This is a genomic window from Yoonia sp. SS1-5, assembly GCF_038443705.2.
Taxonomy (GTDB): domain Bacteria; phylum Pseudomonadota; class Alphaproteobacteria; order Rhodobacterales; family Rhodobacteraceae; genus Yoonia; species Yoonia rhodophyticola.
Genome location: NZ_CP151767.2, coordinates 3714985 through 3732551, shown reverse-complemented (window position 1 = coordinate 3732551; position 17567 = coordinate 3714985). Strand labels below are relative to the sequence as shown.

Annotated in this window: 17 protein-coding genes, 1 tRNA gene and 1 pseudogene; 8 read left to right on the top strand and 11 right to left on the bottom strand. The window is 58.3% G+C overall.

The window, feature by feature from the left end; translation table 11 throughout:
• Window positions 1-107: 107 nt before the first annotated feature.
• Window positions 108-431: a DUF6280 family protein gene (locus tag AABB31_RS19915; protein ID WP_342076497.1), complete on the top strand. Its 324-nt coding sequence runs from the start codon at window positions 108-110 to the stop codon at window positions 429-431.
• Window positions 432-498: 67 nt separating this feature from the next.
• On the opposite strand, the gene AABB31_RS19910 is transcribed toward AABB31_RS19915, so the two are convergent.
• Window positions 499-1077 (bottom strand): cobalamin biosynthesis protein CobQ, encoded by a 579-nt coding sequence (locus AABB31_RS19910; protein WP_373635210.1) that lies wholly within the window; start codon window positions 1075-1077, stop codon window positions 499-501.
• 52 nt (window positions 1078-1129) lie between these two features.
• Between AABB31_RS19910 and AABB31_RS19905 the strand changes: the two genes are divergently transcribed.
• Window positions 1130-2602 (top strand): cobyric acid synthase, encoded by a 1473-nt coding sequence (locus tag AABB31_RS19905; protein ID WP_373635208.1) that lies wholly within the window; start codon window positions 1130-1132, stop codon window positions 2600-2602.
• Between the two features lie 4 nt (window positions 2603-2606).
• Here AABB31_RS19905 and AABB31_RS19900 read toward each other — a convergent pair whose 3' ends face one another.
• The 3 genes from AABB31_RS19900 to AABB31_RS19890 all read right to left on the bottom strand — a co-directional run bounded on the left by AABB31_RS19900 (window position 2607) and on the right by AABB31_RS19890 (window position 5355).
• On the bottom strand, window positions 2607-3218 hold the full coding sequence (locus tag AABB31_RS19900; protein ID WP_342076500.1) for a hypothetical protein: 612 nt from the start codon (window positions 3216-3218) through the stop codon (window positions 2607-2609).
• An 88-nt stretch (window positions 3219-3306) separates the two neighbouring features.
• The gene (locus tag AABB31_RS19895) at window positions 3307-4665 is read right to left on the bottom strand and encodes a TolC family outer membrane protein (RefSeq protein WP_342076501.1); all 1359 of its coding nucleotides are present in this window, start codon (window positions 4663-4665) and stop codon (window positions 3307-3309) included.
• Window positions 4666-4728: 63 nt separating this feature from the next.
• Entirely contained in the window at window positions 4729-5355 is a 627-nt protein-coding gene (locus tag AABB31_RS19890; RefSeq protein WP_342078933.1) for a protein-L-isoaspartate O-methyltransferase, read from the bottom strand.
• Window positions 5356-5508: 153 nt separating this feature from the next.
• Here AABB31_RS19890 and AABB31_RS19885 point away from each other — a divergent pair.
• A tRNA-Cys gene (locus tag AABB31_RS19885) sits at window positions 5509-5582 on the top strand.
• Window positions 5583-5761: 179 nt separating this feature from the next.
• On the opposite strand, the gene AABB31_RS19880 is transcribed toward AABB31_RS19885, so the two are convergent.
• From AABB31_RS19880 to AABB31_RS19860, 5 genes and pseudogenes are all read right to left on the bottom strand, one after another.
• Window positions 5762-6721, bottom strand: coding sequence for a 2Fe-2S iron-sulfur cluster-binding protein (locus tag AABB31_RS19880; RefSeq protein ID WP_373635205.1), 960 nt, complete (start codon window positions 6719-6721; stop codon window positions 5762-5764).
• A gap of 9 nt (window positions 6722-6730) precedes the next feature.
• Window positions 6731-7396 (bottom strand): annotated as a pseudogene (locus AABB31_RS19875) (3-methyl-2-oxobutanoate hydroxymethyltransferase).
• A 194-nt stretch (window positions 7397-7590) separates the two neighbouring features.
• Window positions 7591-8604 carry a sterol desaturase family protein gene (locus AABB31_RS19870; protein ID WP_342076503.1) on the bottom strand — a complete coding sequence of 338 codons (1014 nt, stop codon included), beginning with the start codon at window positions 8602-8604 and terminating at the stop codon, window positions 7591-7593.
• Between the two features lie 219 nt (window positions 8605-8823).
• Window positions 8824-9816 carry a Hint domain-containing protein gene (locus AABB31_RS19865; RefSeq protein ID WP_342076504.1) on the bottom strand — a complete coding sequence of 331 codons (993 nt, stop codon included), beginning with the start codon at window positions 9814-9816 and terminating at the stop codon, window positions 8824-8826.
• A gap of 73 nt (window positions 9817-9889) precedes the next feature.
• The gene (locus AABB31_RS19860) at window positions 9890-10384 is read right to left on the bottom strand and encodes a toxin-activating lysine-acyltransferase (RefSeq protein WP_342076505.1); all 495 of its coding nucleotides are present in this window, start codon (window positions 10382-10384) and stop codon (window positions 9890-9892) included.
• Between the two features lie 97 nt (window positions 10385-10481).
• On the opposite strand from AABB31_RS19860, the gene AABB31_RS19855 reads away from it, so the two are divergent.
• Window positions 10482-11597, top strand: a complete 1116-nt coding sequence (locus tag AABB31_RS19855; RefSeq protein WP_373635203.1) for a TIGR03032 family protein — start codon at window positions 10482-10484, stop codon at window positions 11595-11597.
• A gap of 27 nt (window positions 11598-11624) precedes the next feature.
• On the opposite strand, the gene AABB31_RS19850 is transcribed toward AABB31_RS19855, so the two are convergent.
• Complete coding sequence (locus AABB31_RS19850; RefSeq protein WP_342076508.1) at window positions 11625-11963, bottom strand: hypothetical protein; 339 nt, start codon at window positions 11961-11963, stop codon at window positions 11625-11627.
• Window positions 11960-12658, bottom strand: a complete 699-nt coding sequence (locus AABB31_RS19845; RefSeq protein ID WP_342076509.1) for a DUF599 domain-containing protein — start codon at window positions 12656-12658, stop codon at window positions 11960-11962. Before AABB31_RS19845 ends, AABB31_RS19850 begins: the two co-directional genes overlap by 4 nt.
• Window positions 12659-12749: 91 nt before the next feature.
• On the opposite strand from AABB31_RS19845, the gene AABB31_RS19840 reads away from it, so the two are divergent.
• Genes AABB31_RS19840 through AABB31_RS19825 form a run of 4 tightly spaced genes read left to right on the top strand, consistent with a single transcriptional unit; the run spans window position 12750 to window position 17479 of the window.
• A complete protein-coding gene (locus AABB31_RS19840) occupies window positions 12750-14183 on the top strand; it encodes an FAD-linked oxidase C-terminal domain-containing protein (protein WP_342076510.1) in 1434 nt (477 codons plus the stop codon).
• 9 nt (window positions 14184-14192) lie between these two features.
• Window positions 14193-15290 (top strand): FAD-binding protein, encoded by a 1098-nt coding sequence (locus tag AABB31_RS19835; protein ID WP_342076511.1) that lies wholly within the window; start codon window positions 14193-14195, stop codon window positions 15288-15290.
• A complete protein-coding gene (glcF, locus tag AABB31_RS19830) occupies window positions 15290-16609 on the top strand; it encodes a glycolate oxidase subunit GlcF (RefSeq protein WP_342076512.1) in 1320 nt (439 codons plus the stop codon). The genes AABB31_RS19835 and glcF overlap by 1 nt, the downstream gene beginning before the upstream one ends.
• Before the next feature lie 57 nt (window positions 16610-16666).
• On the top strand, window positions 16667-17479 hold the full coding sequence (locus AABB31_RS19825; protein WP_342076513.1) for a trypsin-like serine protease: 813 nt from the start codon (window positions 16667-16669) through the stop codon (window positions 17477-17479).
• Window positions 17480-17567 lie beyond the last annotated feature (88 nt).

Here is a 17567-nt window from a genome sequence, read left to right as displayed (position 1 = left end):
GCGCCGGAAGCATAGCTGCCATTCCAAAAGAGAGCCCCCGAATCGGTCTCGATTGGGCATATTGGCGGTCACGCGGAACTACAAGAGCAAAAAAAAGGGAAATTAGAATGCGAGACTTCGTCGACGGTACAGCGTTCAACAATGAACAAGGTAACCGTGCCCGTAAGCTGTTTGCCGCAGTGGTGCTTGCTGCACTGGATGATGCAATTGCAGATGACAAGAAATATGGAAATGGCCCCGAACAGATCGCCCGCTGGGCGCGTTCGCGCGATGGCCGTGAAGTTCTGTCCTGCGCGGGGATTGACCCCAATGAACGTGTGGTCGAAGGCCTGATGGAATTTGTTGGCAAGGGCGTGCGGACCTCTGTTGCCCTGTCACGCGAAGAAAGCGAGCGGCGCAATGCCGCAGAGCAGGAAGCAAAAGCCGCCTGAGCGTCGCAACATCAATGATTTCGGAAAACGCAGTGCTTTGGCGCTGCGTTTTTTGTTGGGTTATTCGTCAGCCGCCCGCAAACATCAGGGTAAAGACGATGACCGGCGCAAATTCCATCAGCCCCAGCAGCACAATCAGCACCCGCATCGCGGCGCCCTGAAACCGGCGCCAAAGAACGACGCAGCAACCCAATGACAGAATGATTTCGATCGGCCCAACGATATTCCCATAGTGATTGCTGTCCCAATAGCTGACCGGGCTTTGGAATATCCAGTTGCTGATCGGCCAGAAATGCGCGCGCCCGTCATCATGATGCAGCAGAAAATCAAGCCCCAGATGCAACAGTGCCGCCCCGCACAGCGCCACCATCACTGGCGCCCGCCACATCAACCCGATCACCAGCGCGATACCCCAAAGGATGATCGAATTGTCGATCCGAAAAATGCTTTGCCACGCGTCCGAGAAATACAGCCGCCCGAACACCACTTCTGGCGCCGTGCCAAGAACCTGCAGGTGCCACCCCGCCATCAGATAAAGCGACAGATCGGGCAGTAGCGCACCAGCCAGCGCCGCCCCGGTGACGGCAGGTCGCCCTGCCTTGCCAAATGCCGTCAGTCCGAAAATCAGGTGCGCTGGTGTATTCATGCTCTTTCCCTGCGCAATCCCTACACCTATGAACCTAGAGGCAGGAGGCGTGATGACCAAGGCGATAATGATCCAGGGGGCCGGTTCAAATGTGGGCAAGTCGGTGCTTGTCGCCGGGATTGCCCGCGCTTGTGTAAAACGTGGTTTGTCTGTTGCCCCGTTCAAGCCTCAGAACATGTCCAACAATGCCGCCGTCACAGCCGATGGGGGCGAGATCGGGCGCGCACAGGCGCTACAGGCCCGGGCCTGCGGCCTGGCCCCGCAGATCGACATGAACCCCGTCCTGCTTAAACCCGAAACAGATACCGGCGCGCAGATCATTGTCCAGGGGAAGCGCGTTGGAACGCTAAAGGCCCGCGACTATGGCAAGCACAAAGCCACCCTGTTGCCCGCTGTCCTTGAAAGCTTTTACAAGCTCAGTCAGGGGCGCGATCTGGTCATTGTCGAAGGTGCGGGCAGCCCGGCCGAGGTCAATCTGCGCGACGGTGACATCGCCAATATGGGGTTTGCCAATGCGGCCAAGGTGCCCGTCGCCCTGATCGGGGATATTGACCGGGGCGGCGTCATTGCACAATTGGTCGGAACGCATGCGGTCCTGCCACCGGATGACCGCGCCTGGATCAAAGGCTTTGCGATTAACAAATTCCGCGGCGATCCCACCCTTTTCGCTGACGGAATGACAGCTATCGCAGACCATACAGGCTGGCATCCACTTGGCATCCTGCCGTGGTTTGCGGATGCCTGGAAACTGCCAGCCGAAGACGTGATGGATATCGCCAGCCACGGCAAGGGCAAGTTCAAGGTCGCCGTGCCGCGCCTGAACCGCATCGCCAATTTTGACGATCTCGATCCACTTTCGGCCACACCCGATGTCAGCGTCGAGATTATTGCCGAAGGCCGCCCGCTGCCCGGTGATGCAGACCTTGTGATCATTCCAGGGTCCAAATCAACAATCGCCGATCTGGCGTATTTTCGGGCGCAGGGATGGGATATCGACCTGATGGCCCATATCCGCCGGGGTGGCCGGGTCTTGGGGATCTGCGGTGGCTACCAAATGCTGGGCAAGCACATCATCGACGATGAGGGCCTGGAAGGGCCGCCATCGCGGGTTGACGGTTTGGGCCTTTTGAATGTGGAAACGGTAATGCGGCCGCAAAAGCGGCTCGCCCTGTCGGACGCGACCTACCTGCCGACACATGATCCGGTTTCAGGATACGAAATCCATCTTGGAACAACCACCGGGCCGGACTGCGAAAATGCGTGGCTGGCCGTGGACGGTATCCCGCACGGGGCTGCATCCGCGAACGGACGCATCCAGGGATGTTATCTGCACGGGCTTTTTGCGGCCGACGCGTTTCGGGGTGCCTATTTGAGGCATTGCGACATCAGCATTTCAGATTACCGGTATGATGACATGGTGGACGCCACGCTGGACGCATTGGCCGCGCATGTTGAACAGCACCTTGATCTGGACGCGCTGCTGACCATAGCGGCAGCTATCGAAGCGCCTGCCACCATGTCTTAAGGCCCTATTCGGCGATATCGCGGGCAGACAGGATCCGGTTGATTTCCCGGCGCACAAGCTTGCGAATACTGCCAGTCATCTTTTCGCCGATCTCGCCACTTAATTCTTCGCGGATGATCTGTGCGACCATGTCGCGCAGCATGTCTGGATCAACCTGTGCAACCGCTACCGGCTCAGCGGCAGCGGCATTATCCGGCGCGTCAGCCGACGCTGTCGGGTCTTCGTCGGGCTCCGCAGGTGGAACCAGCTTGTCAAAACCTTCATCGACAAGATAGCCATCCAGGGCTTCTGCTGCAGGGGATGAAAACGCGCTCTCGGCCCAGTCATCTTTCTGGTCAAAGCCTTCGCCCTCATCGGCCTCCCAGTCTTCAGGTTGTGCAGTCACAGCGGCCTCCAGCTCTGCGATCGTGGCTTCCAGCCCGGCCAGTTCAGCGCGCTTGGGCTGCTCCAGCACAAACACCTTGCCCTCGCCTGCGACATCAGGCGTTGGTTCAGATTCCGGCGGGTCGACCCGCAATGCAGGGGTCAGCAAGAAACGATCGTTGCGAGGGGGTTCCAGCAATTCGGCAGAATTTGCGGCGCCAGATGCGGACACGTTGGCGCGCAGCTGACTCATTTGATTAGAATCGGACATTGGTTATCCCGTTGTCACCCCCACGTTGCACGCTAACGCAATGCAACGATTGAGACAACAAAATCCAGTATCACTCGTTTAACGCGCGCAAAATGCGATCCAGCGCCTGCCCTTGCGTGGAATCAAAGGTCGGGGCCTGCTTGGCGATATTATAGTAGGCCGATGGATCATATTGCTGCACGGGCAGCCGCAGATGCTCTGCATTCAGTAGGCCCATCGCAGCCAGCACCGAATAAGAGGCGATGACCTCTTCAGCCTGCGCCGAGATCAGATTGGCCCGCGCATCCAGCAATTCCTGCTCGGCGTTGAGCACATCAAGCGTGGTCCGGGACCCCAATGTGGCCTCTTCGCGCACACCGTCAAAGGCAACCTGCGCCGCCCTGATCTGCTGGTTAGAGGCCTGAAGCGACGCGCGCGCCACCATCAGAAACGAGAACGCATTGCCAACCTGCTGTTCAACCCCAAGCCGGGTCACATGCAGCGCGGAACGCGCCGCGTCTCTTTGCGACATGAATTGACGGATCTGGCTGGACAAGCGGCCACCCTGATAAATCGTGCCCGTCGCCTGAATACCCAACTGATGCGAGATTTCGCCGTCCTGGTCCGTGCCGACAAAGCCTTCCAGCGACACGGTCGGGTCAAGGGCTGCGGCACCGCGGCGAATATTCAGCTCTGCGGCGCTAACGCCGTGCTGCGCCTGAAGAATGCTGGGGTGATTGCGCACGGCAAACGCTTTTGCATCCGCGATGCCACGCGAGACAGGCGCAGGCCCAACAGGGTTTGGACTTTGTGGTGCGCGACCAACGGCTGCGCGAAACTCCTCGCGGGACCGGGCCAACGTGCCTTGTGCAGCAGCCAATTGGCTGCGGGCGGCGGCCAGCCGGGCCTCGGCCAGTGAAACATCTGTGCGGGTAACCTCGCCCACGTCAAAGCGATCTTGGGCTGCGCGGAATTCCTGTGTAATCAGCCGCACGTTGTTTTCGCGTAGCGATACAAAAGCCGCGTCGCGGCGAACGTTCATATAGGCCTGTACCGCGCGCAGCAGCACGTCCTGCTCCACACCGCGCAAAGCCTGGCGTGTGCCAAGGATAGTTTCTTTCTGTGCCTCAACCGCCAGCGCACTTACACCACCATCATAAAGCAACAGCGATCCGGCCAGCCGGGCGCTTGCCTGATCAAGGTCGTTGATAACGCTGTTCTGACGCGTGTTCGACGCGGACATCACCCAGCTGATCACCGGGCGGGTCGTGGCAATGGCCTGCGCCAGATCCTCGTCAGCGGCACGCAGCAAGGCGCGGTTCTGTTCCAGCAAGCCCGAATTGTTATATGCAGCCGTCAAGGCATCTGCCAGCGTCTCGGCTTTCGCCGCACCGGCAAACCCAATTGAAATTACCGCAGCTACGGCGGCTAATCCCATGCGTTTGATCATTTTTCTGCCCTCACGACTTATTTTTTGTTCAATAAGTACCTTAGCTGGGCGAAATGACCAGCTTTAAAGCACGAATGCATCCTGTTTGTGGAAACCCGGCAACACCGGCGCGCCGGCATTAAACGCAAATCGCCAGTTGATCGTCCCATCATGTTTGTGGCCAATCCGGACCACGCCAAGCGCCCCTTCGGCAAAGACGCAGGCAATCCGGCCACCATCGCGCAACTGATCACACAGCGCATCGGGGACCGTCTCAACGGCCCCTTGGACCAGTATCGCGTCATAGGGTCCGGACTTAGCCGCACCCTCAGTCAACGTGCCGGCCATAACGGCGGCGTTGTCAAAACCATGCTCTGACAGCAACTGCTGGGCCTCTTCCGCACGTTCCTCGTCATCTTCAAGGCCCACAACGAAATCGCACAAACGCGCCAGAATAGCTGTCGAATAGCCCAGACCGCATCCCACATCCAACGCCACATGCTGCGGCTGGATATCCAGCGCCTCAAGCATTTTTGCCAATGTGCGCGGCTCAAGCAGGGTACGACCGCCGCCAATGTCCAGATTTTCGCCCACATAGGCAGCCTCACGCAGGCCAGTCGGGACAAATGCCTCGCGCGGGATGTCCAGCATCGCGTCGATGATAGGGAATTTCGTGACATCAGATGGGCGCACTTGCGTATCGACCATCATTGTGCGGCGGGTTTCATAGTCGCTCACGGGGGAAACTCTTTTTGTTCGGTGATCTTGCTTTGTCATGCCACAGAAGGGGCGGCACAGCAACGGCTGATCGAATGCGGCACGTCTCTTGCGCAGCCCCCGACCATGGTATATCTGCGCCCCAGCGGCGAGTGGGCAGGTAGGTTATGCAGCGGATTGCAAATCCGTGTAGACCGGTTCGATTCCGGTACTCGCCTCCACTCAAACTTGTTGACCTGAGAACTCCAGTAATTTGAGTATAGCCCATGTTTTACTGAGGCTTACAATCATCATTGTGAGCCACTTGTGCTGCAATCTGCGGGTCATGAAGCCGCCATTCACTTCCATGCGGGGTAACACGCGGGCGTGGCCAAAACTGCAGCGGTCGCGGCAATGTCGTTCACAAGTCCAGAACGAGCTTGTCACCGTTTGCGCGCGACACACATAGACACATCTGTTTGCCAGCCGCGCGTTGTTTGTCGGACAAAAAACTGTCGCGGTGATCCAGCGTACCCGCGATCACATCTGTCACACAGGTGCCGCAAACCCCCTGCTCGCACGAGAATGCCGCATCAATTCCGTTGGCGTCCAGCACGTCCAGGATTGTCTCATCGGCACCGACCTGGAGCGAGACACCCGTGCGGGCCAGTTCCACCTCAAACGCATGTGTCGGGGCGCCTGCCAAGGCCGGATTGGCCGCAAAACGTTCCAGGTTGACCGCATCGGCTGGCCAGTTTTCCAATGCCAGCGCTTCGGCCGCATCCATGAACGGGCCGGGGCCACACATATAGACCTGACCACCGGCAACAGGCGTGGCGAGGATTTCGCGCAATCGGTTGCCCGTCTGTGCCCTTTCCAGACCTTCGTAAAAGTGGACATGTTCCGCGTAAGCGCCATCGGCAAGCCTGGCGCGGAAGGCAGTATGCCCTGTGGCGCGCGAGAAGTAATGCAGGGCAAAGGACTTACCCAAGGCATGTAGACGATCGGCCATCGCGATAATCGGTGTAATCCCGATCCCGGCGGCAAGCAGCACAGTGTGGGGCGCGTCTTCGTCGAGGGGGAAGTTGTTGCGCGGGCTGCCTATCTCTAGCCTGTCGCCTTCCTTCACCGCCAGATGCATCAGATCAGATCCCCCGCGCGATGGATCCCCCTGTTTGACGGCGATCATGAACTTGCGACGGTCAGCGGGGTCGCCGCACAAGGAATACTGACGAATGATACCTTCGCCGCAATGCACATCAATATGCGCGCCAGGCTCGTAGGCGGGCAGCTTGAACAGGCCGGGTTTGGCAAGCGTAAAGGATTTGATGCCATCCGCCTCGCGCGTAACCTTGGCGACCTTGACATTGATCAGAGTCATTTTGTCCCCCTACTGATGTACCGGCCGCAATTTATCGAGGCCTTCTGCCAGCTTTTCCAATTCGCCCTTCGACATTGAAATTGACGTGGCCGCATCCGGGAACGAGCCATCCATCACAGCCCCGCGATATCCCGCAAGTGCCTTGTCACGTTCGGCGGCCAGCTGTTTGCGAATACTGCCCACATCGCCGAAGGCCTTGGCATGTCGCGGGGCGTTCGGGGTGTCACCGCACAAATCCGACATATAGGACAGAATGATGTCCCCGGACGAACCTGCGCCAATCGTCACCAGCAGCAGGTTGGTGTGCGGCTTGATTGCAGCCAGGGCATCTTCGGCAACGCATTCGACCTCGGCGCAATAGGCGCCGGCCTCTTCCAGGCGGCGGAAATCCTGCAGCAGGGCAAGGGCCTCATCAGCGGTCTTTCCGACGGTCCGCTAGCCGCCGAACTGGGTGGCCCGGGCGGGAAACAGACCGGTGTGACCCTGCACGCTGATCCCCTCGCGCGCGATGCGTTCAATGGTTGTCAGCCCCCTTGGGGAATAGATAGCATCAGCACCTTTCGCCATCGTGTCGATCGCACCGCCCAACGCCTCATCCTCGGTCACGTATTGGCGCATATATTGCGCCGCGGTGATAAAGATATGGGGGGTTGCGGCCCTGATCGGTTCGATCATCCCGCAATCAATGGTCAGCGTGTCGATGTTCTGGGCCGCAGCGGCCGCCGCCTCCTCTGCGTCGAATGCGGTGACCTGGGTCATCCGCTTGCCGTCTGCCTTGTTCTTGAGCAGGCAGCCGACAGTCAGATGGCGCTGCGCGTACTGGCCGCCATACGTGAAGATATGTTTCATGTCTGTTCTGTCCTATGGGCTTATTTACGCGCGAAAATCAGTTTCTTGCGGGCGCGGATGCGTTTGGTCGCGGCCTGCGTTCCGTCATGAAAACTCCCAAACCAGCGATCCAGCGGAATTTCTTCGGACCCGTAGTTACATTCGAAGTAACGGTGATGCAGTTGGTGATGGAATGACCCGGCCTTGATCGCCTCGGCATCGCGGATCAGCAGTTTGTCGAACCCAGCATGCGAGATAATCGCGCCGAGGTTCAGGGCAAACAGGTGAAACAGGACATGAACAGGATGCGATGGCAGGACAAAGTGGATCAGGATACCCGAATAGTAAAACCAGTGTTCAATCGGGTGCATGGCCAGTCCCGACCACGGCCCAACATTGACGTTACGATGGTGGAGGTGATGCACATTCTTGAACAGCCACGGCATGTGGATCAGCCGGTGTATCCAGTAAAAGTGGAACGACTGCCAAAAACGGATGACGAAGAACATCAGCACAAACCAGACCGGTGATGTCGAGAAGCCGTCAAGCGTTGGTACCCAGCCGTTTGCGGCGACGTAAAAGTACAAAACGGTCCATGCGGTCCAGATCGGAACGCCCGAGGCCAGCGCCCAGAAAATATTGTCCCAGGTCTGATGCCCAAAGGTAAAACGCGAGCTTTTTTCCATCGGACGGACGTCAAATTTCAGCCGCATTTTCTGGCCTGCAAACACATAGAGGTAGAGATGCAAGGCCCCCGCCAGGATAACCACGGACCCGAAGTTCACCGCAAAAATCTGCCCGACCCACCGCCAGTCAAAGGTCTGCATCGTTTCCATCGCAGGCCAAAAGAAGAAAAACGCGATCAAGGCAAAAGCCAGGTGGTTCACCGGTGGGGTCAGTTTCGTCCATGTCCCAAGCAACCAGGCCAGCGCCGCCTTTGGTTTGGGCGGCAGGTCAAACACAGGTGACATGTCGATGGGCAGCTTGGGGTGGAAATTCCACTCGCGCGATTGCCCGGCCGGCTCCTCAACAGATGTATTGCTAACGTGAGACATGCTTTGAACCCCTCTCAAAAATCCAGCAGCGTCGTGTCGCAGGCCTATTTCATTTTACAGGACTCCCTTTTCGTAATGTGAAATTTAAATTCCATCAAGACTGCACAACTGGCAAAACGGCCTCAATTTTCCAGGGCAAGTTGCATGCAAACGGGAGAGGCCACGGCCGCATATTTGCGGCGCCAAACGCGTCGCGCCGCCGCAGAAAGTTACGCGCGTTTAGTGTTTGGCCACGGATGGCGACGCCATCAGTACTGCAGCCTCATGCGCCTTGAGTTCCGGAAACGCCAGCTTTGTGGTCGCATGGTCATTGCCAAACAGATGACGTAGTTCGGCCAATTGCGCAGCCGGCAATGTGTTCGTCGCCACATCGCCAAAATAGAGACTTTCCGTCGGGCACCCATTGGCAAAGACGATCTCGTGATCATCGAACATCATGTGCCAATATTCGAGATCGGCAAAGGCGTCACCGCAATGGCGGATGGTGTCGCCGTTCAACAAGTTCTTTGCGCTGGCAAGGATCGCCTGTTCCCCAAAAAGAAGGTCGCAATGCTGCCCCGTCAAAAGCACCCGGTGCTGCGGCGAGACGACAAGGTCTTTCGCAGGGACGCCCGGCGATATCGCACCAGCCGCGATCATGATGGGTTCCAGATTGTCGTTCCCGCGCCGGTAAGCGTGACCCACCTTGGCCGACGCAATCCATCGGATCGGTTTTGCGCCATTGTCCCGGGTCAGAACCATATCACCTACCCGCAGGTTTTCGATCAATACCGGCCCGCTTGGGGTCATGATCTCGGTGCCCGGCGTAAAGCAGACCTCGTTGCGGCCATTGATCGTGATGGTGACGGTATGGGTGTCGACGACCTGCGTGCCGTTGACCGTGCTTCCGCCGCCCGGCGTGTAAGAGACGTCCGTCACCCGAATTGTAAAATCGAGTGTCAGTGTTTCGCCATCATCCAGATCGTCCAGAAACGGATCATCCGAGTCGAATGTGTAGGTCCAAGTATAGCCGCCTTCGCCATCCGCGGTGTTCTGGACAATCGTCAATGTACCGTTGCCCGCACCAACGCCGTCAACAACCGTATACCCACCCGCAAGCCACGCAAAGGCACCGGGTTCGTTATTCGCGACAACGCCGCTGATCGTTTCAGTGCCGGCACCATCGATGTCTTCGCTGATGGTGGCGGTGGTTGGGCCGGACAAACTTACCATGGTCGCTTACTCTTGATCGTATTGATGCGTTGACTATGCATTACACGGGTTTTGCCAAGAAAAACAGGCATGATTATGACAACGCGCTTCGGTGCAGGCGCCATGGGGATGACGCTGATGCCCGGGTCCAGTGCATGACAGCCCGCTTTCCGTTGTGAACACGCAGGGTCTTGAAGTCATTTGCCGGGAACGTCGCCAATATGCTTTTGATGATAGTCCGGCCATGGCCCCAGGGCGCCATCAAGTCCATGATCCAGAATTGATCGCCTGACCGCCACTCTTCAAAATCGTCAAGACCTGCGCCGGACATGTGCTTGGCCTCTGCGGCGGCATCAAGTTTCGCCCAAGTGACCAGCCCCCGCGCCACGTTGCGGGCGCGGTAGAGATGAAACTGCTTGAGGTATACCGGCGGCTCGAAAACACGGCCAATGTCGCGCATTGACCAATGCCGGTACAATGTCGAATGAAAACATAAAAAGCAGACCTCGCCCACGATCTTGATGACATCATCGTTGGGGTAAAGAGGTGAGACCGCGATCATTCCGCCTTGGTCTGGTGTGTCTTGCATCGCGCTATTGTCCCATTCGCTACAGAGGCCGGTGCCATTCGCCCATAAAGCACAGCTAGTGATACCCTGTCCGCACAAGATGCCCTAACATCTTGATATGAGCGACTCAAAAACAAACATTGCCGAATTTGACCTGCGCGCGCCCACGTCAAAAGACGTCGAACGCAGGACAATCGGGCTGACGCCTTCATCCGGCTTCAAGAAATGGCTTGCCGAAAACAAGCTTTCGATCGCGTTCAATACCTACAATGTGGGCAAATTGTTCATGGTCGGGGTCAACGACATGGAACAGCTGCAATTCTGCGACGCGACATTCCCGCGCGCGATGGGGATCAGCCTGCATGGCGATACGTTGTGGATGGCATCGCATAATCAGGTCTGGCGGTTCGAGAATTTTCTGGGTGCCGGGCAAAGCGCACAAGGGAATGACGCGGTGTTTGTGCCGATGGGGGCGACCACCACCGGTATGGTGAACCTGCATGATGTGCGGGTGTCCCATGAAGGCGTTTTCTTTGTCTCCTGCAATTTCAACTGCATCGGAAAACTGCATGAAAAGTGGAGTTTCGAGCCGGTCTGGAAACCGCCCTTTATTGACGGGCTTGAATATGGTGACCGATGCCACCTGAATTGCCTGGCCCTTCATCGGGGGCATCCGAAATATGCCACCTGCTTTGCCCAGACCAACACGGTCAACGGATGGCGCGACCTGCCCCGGGATCAGGCCACCGGTCTGGTGATTGACGTGCAAACCGATCAGATCATTTGCGACGGGCTGCATATGCCCCACTCGCCGCAGATGCATCGCGACACGCTCTATCTGGCCAATAGCGGGCGTGGGGAATTCGGCTCTGTCGATGTTGAGACCGGAACCTACAAGACCATCTGCGAGGTCCCGGGGTTTACCCGTGGGGTTTCGTTCTGGAAGAACTTCGCGATTGTTGGCAGCTCCAAACCAAGGCGCGCAGGCGTGTTCGAGGGAAATGATGCCACCCCCCTGAACCGGCGGTTGGCCGATGCAGGCGAGGACCCGCTCTGTCAGGTCTCGATCATTGATCTGGATCGCGGTGTGCGGGTCCACCATCTGACAATCGACGGGCCTGCATCCGAGATTTACGATGTCTGCGCCCTGCCCGGCATCCGGCGTCCGCTTGTGCTGGACCCCGAAAACGATCTGGTGAACACCACGTTCCGCCCGTCAAGGTTCAATATCTAGGCGGCGCGACCGAGACGACCATCGACGCTATTGTGACAGGCTGACCTCGAACAGAGTGTCCGACCAGCCATCGACATTGCAGCGGGCGCGTACAAAAACCGATGTCGCCCCGGCGGGAATCTGCACCCCGCCAAGTGAACGGGTGAATGGCTGTTCGTTCACATGGGGATGGGCAAGCTCGCGAATCCCCAGACTGTTGCCATCCGCATCCAGCACTTCCCATCCATCGGCATAGTGATCCCAGCCGGTATCCGGGTGCGACAGGGTCACACTGACCCGGTCACCTTCGATTGTGACGGCCTCGACAACGGGCTCATCGGCAAAAACAGGCGCTGCAAGCAGCGTGAACAATGCAAAATATTTCATGATGCCTCTTCTAGCAGAATACTGCGCGGGACGGATGCAAATTCGCGTGACCACAAAACCCAGAACACCGTCAGCGTGGATGCGAACAAGGCATATGGTCCGATCAACCATGCCAGCGCCCCCAACGCGAAATACATCGAACGCAGCCCCCTGTTAAAGTTGATGGCCGCACGAATATTCAATTCCGCCGCCTGGGCAGCCCGCGGAAACGCAACCGGGTCGGCCGGATCATTGGGCACGGATGCCATCAGAACCGCGCAATAGCCGAACACGCGGTTGGCCCAGACAAATTTCAGGAATGCATTGGTCAGAAACAGCGCCACAAGGCCCAGCTTCAACTGCCAGACAAGAACAGGCACGGGCATTTGTGTCACTTCTGCCGACAGGCCGCGCAACGGCTCTGTATTGCCCACAAGCGCCAGAACCCCGCCAATCGCAAGCAGGCAGGTTGATGCGAAAAAGGACGTCCCCTGACGCAGGCTGGTCAGGATCTGGCTGTCAAAGATGCGCGGATCGCGACCAACAAAAACGCGCATCCAGTCCCGGCGCCGGTCCGACATCAGAACTGTGACCGATGGCCGCTTGAGGCCCGGATGTTCAATCCACAAGCCGATCACGATCCAGCACAAGACAATCAGCCCCGCGGCGATCCAATCCAGAGCAGTCAACAAGTTCAGATGGTCCAATATGATCATGCGATTTGTGTAACCATTTGCTTGTAGACTTGCCATATCTCAAAATTGGTAATATATTTTTACCAATCACATTGATCCGGAGGTATATATCATGGAAATGCCGACCCCTGACGCCGATGTTCTGTCGCGCAAAGCGCTGATTGTCAGCCGCCTCTCTGCCGCCCTGCCGTCTGATGCCGTGATCTCTGATATTGCCGAAACACGCGCCTATGAATGTGACGGGCTGACCGCCTATCGCTGCCCACCAATGTGTGCCGTCCTGCCGGCAAACACGGACGAAGTGGCGGCGGTGCTAAAGATTTGTCACGAACTGAACGTGCCTGTCGTGCCCCGTGGTGCGGGCACATCGCTGGCCGGTGGCGCGCTGCCTACGGCCGACAGTGTCATCCTTGGCGTGGCCAAGATGAACGCGGTTTTGGAAACCAATTACGACGACCGCTACATCCGGGTCCAGACCGGGCGCACGAACCTGTCAGTGACCGGGGCCGTTGAAACAGAAGGGTTTTTCTACGCCCCTGACCCGTCCAGCCAATTGGCCTGCGCCATCGCAGGGAATATCGCCATGAACTCCGGTGGCGCGCATTGCCTCAAATATGGGGTCACGACCAACAATCTCATGGGCGTCAAAATGGTCACCATGGACGGTCAGATTGTTGATATCGGCGGGGCGCATCTGGACGCAGGCGGGCTTGATCTGCTGGGGCTGATCTGCGGCTCTGAAGGGCAGTTGGGCGTTGTGACCGAGGCCACATTGCGCATCCTGCACAAACCCGAAGGCGCGCGGCCCGTGCTGATGGGCTATGACAGTTCCGAAGTGGCCGGCCAGGTTGTGACCGACATCATCAAGGCAGGCGTCCTACCCGTCGCCATCGAATTCATGGACCGCCCCTGCATCGAAGCGACCGAGAATTTCGCCAAAGCGGGCTATCCGATGTGCGAAGCACTGCTGATAGTAGAGGTCGAAGGCTCAGAACAAGAGATTGACGACCAGCTGGCGCTCATCATGGAAATCGCGCGCAAACATAACCCGGTCGAACTGCGCGAAGCGAAGGATGCCGAAGAAGCCGGGCGCATCTGGCTGGGCCGCAAATCTGCGTTTGGGGCGATGGGCCAAATCAACGATTACATGTGCCTGGACGGCACGATCCCCGTTTCCTCTCTGCCTTTCGTGTTGAAGCGCATTGGTGAAATGTCAAAGGAATTCGGTCTGGATGTGGGTAACGTGTTTCATGCAGGTGACGGCAACATGCACCCGTTGATCCTGTTTGACGCCAACAAACCCGGCGATCTGGAAACCTGCGAAGAATTCGGGGCCGAAATCCTCAAGCTTTGTGTCGAGGTTGGTGGTTGCCTGACCGGCGAACATGGCGTCGGCATCGAAAAACGCGATCTGATGAATGTGCAGTTTGATCCGGCGGACCTGGAAGCACAGATGGCGATCAAGGATGTGTTTGACCCCAAATGGCTACTAAACGCGGCCAAGGTCTTTCCGCTTGATACGTCACAATCACGTCGGGCAGCATAAGGCATTCAAATGACACCCAAAAACGAAGCCGAGCTTGCGGCGATCATCGCGAGCGCTGATAGCCCAATGCATATCATAGGCGGCGGCACCCGCCCGATTGGGACCAACGAAGGGGCGACGCTGAGCACGGCCAAGATCAGCGGAATCACACTGCATGAACCAGGCGCTTTGACGCTTGTCGCGCATGCGGGCACCCCGGTGGCAGAGATTGAAAAAACGCTGGCCAAACAGAACCAACGCCTTGCGTTTGAACCTATGGACCACCGCGCGTTATTGGGCACCGAAGGCACGCCAACCATTGGTGGTGTGGTCGCTGGTAACGTCTCTGGCCCCCGCCGCATATCCGTCGGCGCATGTCGCGATTTCATGCTGGGCGTCCGCTTTGTCGACGGTGCTGGCACGATCATCAAAAACGGCGGGCGGGTGATGAAAAACGTGACCGGCTATGATCTGGTCAAACTCATGACGGGGTCTTACGGCACGCTTGGTGTGCTGACTGAGGTCTCGCTCAAGGTGCTGCCCGGGGTCGAGGCGCAAGCGACATTGACCCTTGATGGGCTGGACGATGCAACAGCCATCAGCGCGATGTCGGCCGCACTTTCCTCCCCGTTTGAGGTCACAGGCGTGGCGCATGATCCAATTGCTGGAAAAACCCAATTCCGCCTGGAAGGTTTCGCAAGTTCAGTGGCCTACCGCGCGGAACAGGTGACAAAGCTGTTGTCAAAATTTGGGACGGCAAACAGCGATCATGACGCCAAAACAGTCGCGGCAACCTGGGCCGCCATCCGCGATGTGACCGCCTTTGCCGGCCAACCCGGCGATGTCTGGCGGATATCAGTCAAACCCTCTGACGCCGAGGCGCTGGCGGGCAAAATGGGCGCAAAGGCCGTGCAATACGACTGGGGCGGCGGGCTGATCTGGGCGCTCAGCGAGGGCGGCGATCTGCGCGCACGGATGGGCGATTTCGACGGCCACGCGACCCTGATCCGGGGCAAAACCGATGCCCCCACCTTCCAACCAGAACCCGCACCGCTGGCCGCGATCACTGCAGGCCTGCGGTCCAAATTCGACCCGCGCGGCATACTTAATCTGGGGATGATGACCTAATGCAAACAACTTTCACCCCCGAACAGCTTACTGATCCCGGCACCCAGCGCGCCAACGAGATTTTGCGCAGATGTGTGCATTGCGGCTTTTGCACCGCCACCTGTCCCACCTATCAGGTCCTGGGTGATGAGTTGGACAGCCCGCGCGGGCGGATTTACCTGATCAAGGATATGCTCGAGAACGAGCATGTGCCCGATGAAAGGACGGTCAAACATATTGACCGCTGCCTGTCCTGCCTGGCCTGCATGACGACCTGCCCTTCGGGCGTGCATTACATGCATCTCGTCGATCACGCCCGCGCCTATATCGAAAAGAACTATGACCGGCCGTGGTCGGACAGGGCGCTGCGGTGGATGCTTGCCCGCATTCTGCCCTACCCGATGCGGTTCCGGGTCGCCTTGCTGGGGGCCAAGATTGGGCGTCCCTTTGCGCGGTTCATGCCCGACGCGCGGCTGCGGGCAATGTTGGAAATGGCCCCTAAGACGATCCCCCCGGTCAGCCGCAATGACGACCCGCAGACATTTCCCGCGCAAGACAAGAAAATGCGCGTTGCCCTGATGACAGGCTGCGCGCAAAAAGCGCTGAACACCGATATCAATGACGCCACAATCCGGCTGCTGACGCGGCTCGGGGCCGAGGTTGTGGTAGCCGAAGGCGCCGGTTGCTGCGGCGCGCTGACCCATCACATGGGCAAGGAAGACCAAAGCCACGCGACCGCCGCCAAAAACATCAGGGCATGGGCCAAGGAAATCGACAACGGTGGCCTTGATGCCATCGTCATCAATACCTCCGGCTGCGGCACGACGGTCAAGGATTACGGGCATATGTTCCGCAATGATCCACTGGCCGAAGATGCGGCGCGCGTGTCGGCCATTGCGATGGATGTGTCTGAAATCCTGATGAAGCTGGACTTGCCCGAAGGCGACAACAACGACACGAAAGTCGCATATCATGCCGCCTGCTCACTGCAACATGGCCAACAGATCAAGACGTTCCCGAAAGATCTGCTCAAACGTGCGGGGTTCACAGTGCTGGAACCGGCAGATAGCCATCTGTGCTGCGGGTCGGCAGGGACCTATAACCTGATGCAGCCCGAGATTTCCAAACAACTCAAGACGCGCAAGGTTCAGACGCTTGAGGCTTTGACCCCCGATATCATTGCTGCCGGCAACGTTGGCTGCATGATGCAGATCGGCGGCGCGACCGATGTGCCGATTGTGCACACGGTCGAACTGCTGGATTGGGCGACAGGCGGGCCGCAGCCGCCCGCGTTATTGGCGCAAGATAATCCCGCCCCTGCGGTACCAATGCTACGTTGACGTCATAATGCTGCCGTATCTCTTTCGCATCGTAAGCCGAGCGAATAAGGTCAGGCGATGCGGCAGTTTCTACTTTTAGTTGTTTTTTGGGTTTTCGGCGCCGCGCAGCTGGCCGCGCAGGAATCCTCTGATTTGGTCACGCTGCAAACGCGGCAGGACAGCCGCGGCTGGGAAGGCGTGGGGCGTCTGGACATCCGCGGCAAAGGCTTTTGCACCGCCGCCTTGATCCGCGAACGGCTGATCCTGACAGCGGCCCATTGTCTTTATGAACGCGATGGAAGCCTGATCAGCACTGATCGGTTCGAGTTTCGGGCCGGGCTGCGCGATGGCAGGGCCGAGGCAACGCGGCGCATCATTCGCGCCGTCGCCCATCCCGACTACATTCACGATGACACCGCAACTGACCCTGCCGGGGTAGCCAAGGACATCGCCGTTCTGGAATTGTCGCAAGCCATCCGGACAACGCGGGTAAAACCATATCAGATCGCCGAGCGGCCCCTGACGGGTGACGAAGTTGGCGTTGTATCCTATGGCCGTGGCCGTGAAGAGGCTGCCAGCCTGCAGGAGGTCTGCACCGTGCTGGGCCGGCAAACCGGGGTCATTGTAATGACCTGCGATGTTGAATTCGGGTCCAGCGGGGCGCCTGTTTTTGTGATCCGCGATGGTGAAACGCGGATCGCGTCGGTTGTCTCGGCCATGGCGCAGGTTGATGGGGAAAAAGTGTCCTTGGGCACCTCGCTGAACGGGCCGCTAACAACCCTTTTGTCGCATTTCGCAGCCTTCGGGCCCGCCCGCCCCGGCGGCACACAACGGCTGATCACCACCGGCGAGCGCAACGATACCGGCGCGAAATTCGTCCGATCCAACTGACTGCGCAGGGGGTCTTGAAACCCCGGTTTGTCCTTCCCACATTGGCAATACCGGGGTGCCATGAAGGGCCCCGGCAACCAGACGCCTG

Bases quoted from the DNA above. Each gene is read 5' to 3' on its own strand.
- AABB31_RS19915 (WP_342076497.1), top strand. From the start codon at position 108: ATGCGAGACTTCGTCGACGGTACAGCGTTCAACAATGAACAAGGTAAC.
- AABB31_RS19910 (WP_373635210.1), bottom strand. From the start codon at position 1,077: ATGAATACACCAGCGCACCTGATTTTCGGACTGACGGCATTTGGCAAG.
- AABB31_RS19905 (WP_373635208.1), top strand. From the start codon at position 1,130: ATGACCAAGGCGATAATGATCCAGGGGGCCGGTTCAAATGTGGGCAAG.
- AABB31_RS19900 (WP_342076500.1), bottom strand. From the start codon at position 3,218: ATGAGTCAGCTGCGCGCCAACGTGTCCGCATCTGGCGCCGCAAATTCT.
- AABB31_RS19895 (WP_342076501.1), bottom strand. From the start codon at position 4,665: ATGATCAAACGCATGGGATTAGCCGCCGTAGCTGCGGTAATTTCAATT.
- AABB31_RS19890 (WP_342078933.1), bottom strand. From the start codon at position 5,355: ATGATGGTCGATACGCAAGTGCGCCCATCTGATGTCACGAAATTCCCT.
- AABB31_RS19880 (WP_373635205.1), bottom strand. From the start codon at position 6,721: ATGACTCTGATCAATGTCAAGGTCGCCAAGGTTACGCGCGAGGCGGAT.
- AABB31_RS19870 (WP_342076503.1), bottom strand. From the start codon at position 8,604: ATGTCTCACGTTAGCAATACATCTGTTGAGGAGCCGGCCGGGCAATCG.
- AABB31_RS19865 (WP_342076504.1), bottom strand. From the start codon at position 9,816: ATGGTAAGTTTGTCCGGCCCAACCACCGCCACCATCAGCGAAGACATC.
- AABB31_RS19860 (WP_342076505.1), bottom strand. From the start codon at position 10,384: ATGCAAGACACACCAGACCAAGGCGGAATGATCGCGGTCTCACCTCTT.
- AABB31_RS19855 (WP_373635203.1), top strand. From the start codon at position 10,482: ATGAGCGACTCAAAAACAAACATTGCCGAATTTGACCTGCGCGCGCCC.
- AABB31_RS19850 (WP_342076508.1), bottom strand. From the start codon at position 11,963: ATGAAATATTTTGCATTGTTCACGCTGCTTGCAGCGCCTGTTTTTGCC.
- AABB31_RS19845 (WP_342076509.1), bottom strand. From the start codon at position 12,658: ATGATCATATTGGACCATCTGAACTTGTTGACTGCTCTGGATTGGATC.
- AABB31_RS19840 (WP_342076510.1), top strand. From the start codon at position 12,750: ATGGAAATGCCGACCCCTGACGCCGATGTTCTGTCGCGCAAAGCGCTG.
- AABB31_RS19835 (WP_342076511.1), top strand. From the start codon at position 14,193: ATGACACCCAAAAACGAAGCCGAGCTTGCGGCGATCATCGCGAGCGCT.
- glcF (WP_342076512.1), top strand. From the start codon at position 15,290: ATGCAAACAACTTTCACCCCCGAACAGCTTACTGATCCCGGCACCCAG.
- AABB31_RS19825 (WP_342076513.1), top strand. From the start codon at position 16,667: ATGCGGCAGTTTCTACTTTTAGTTGTTTTTTGGGTTTTCGGCGCCGCG.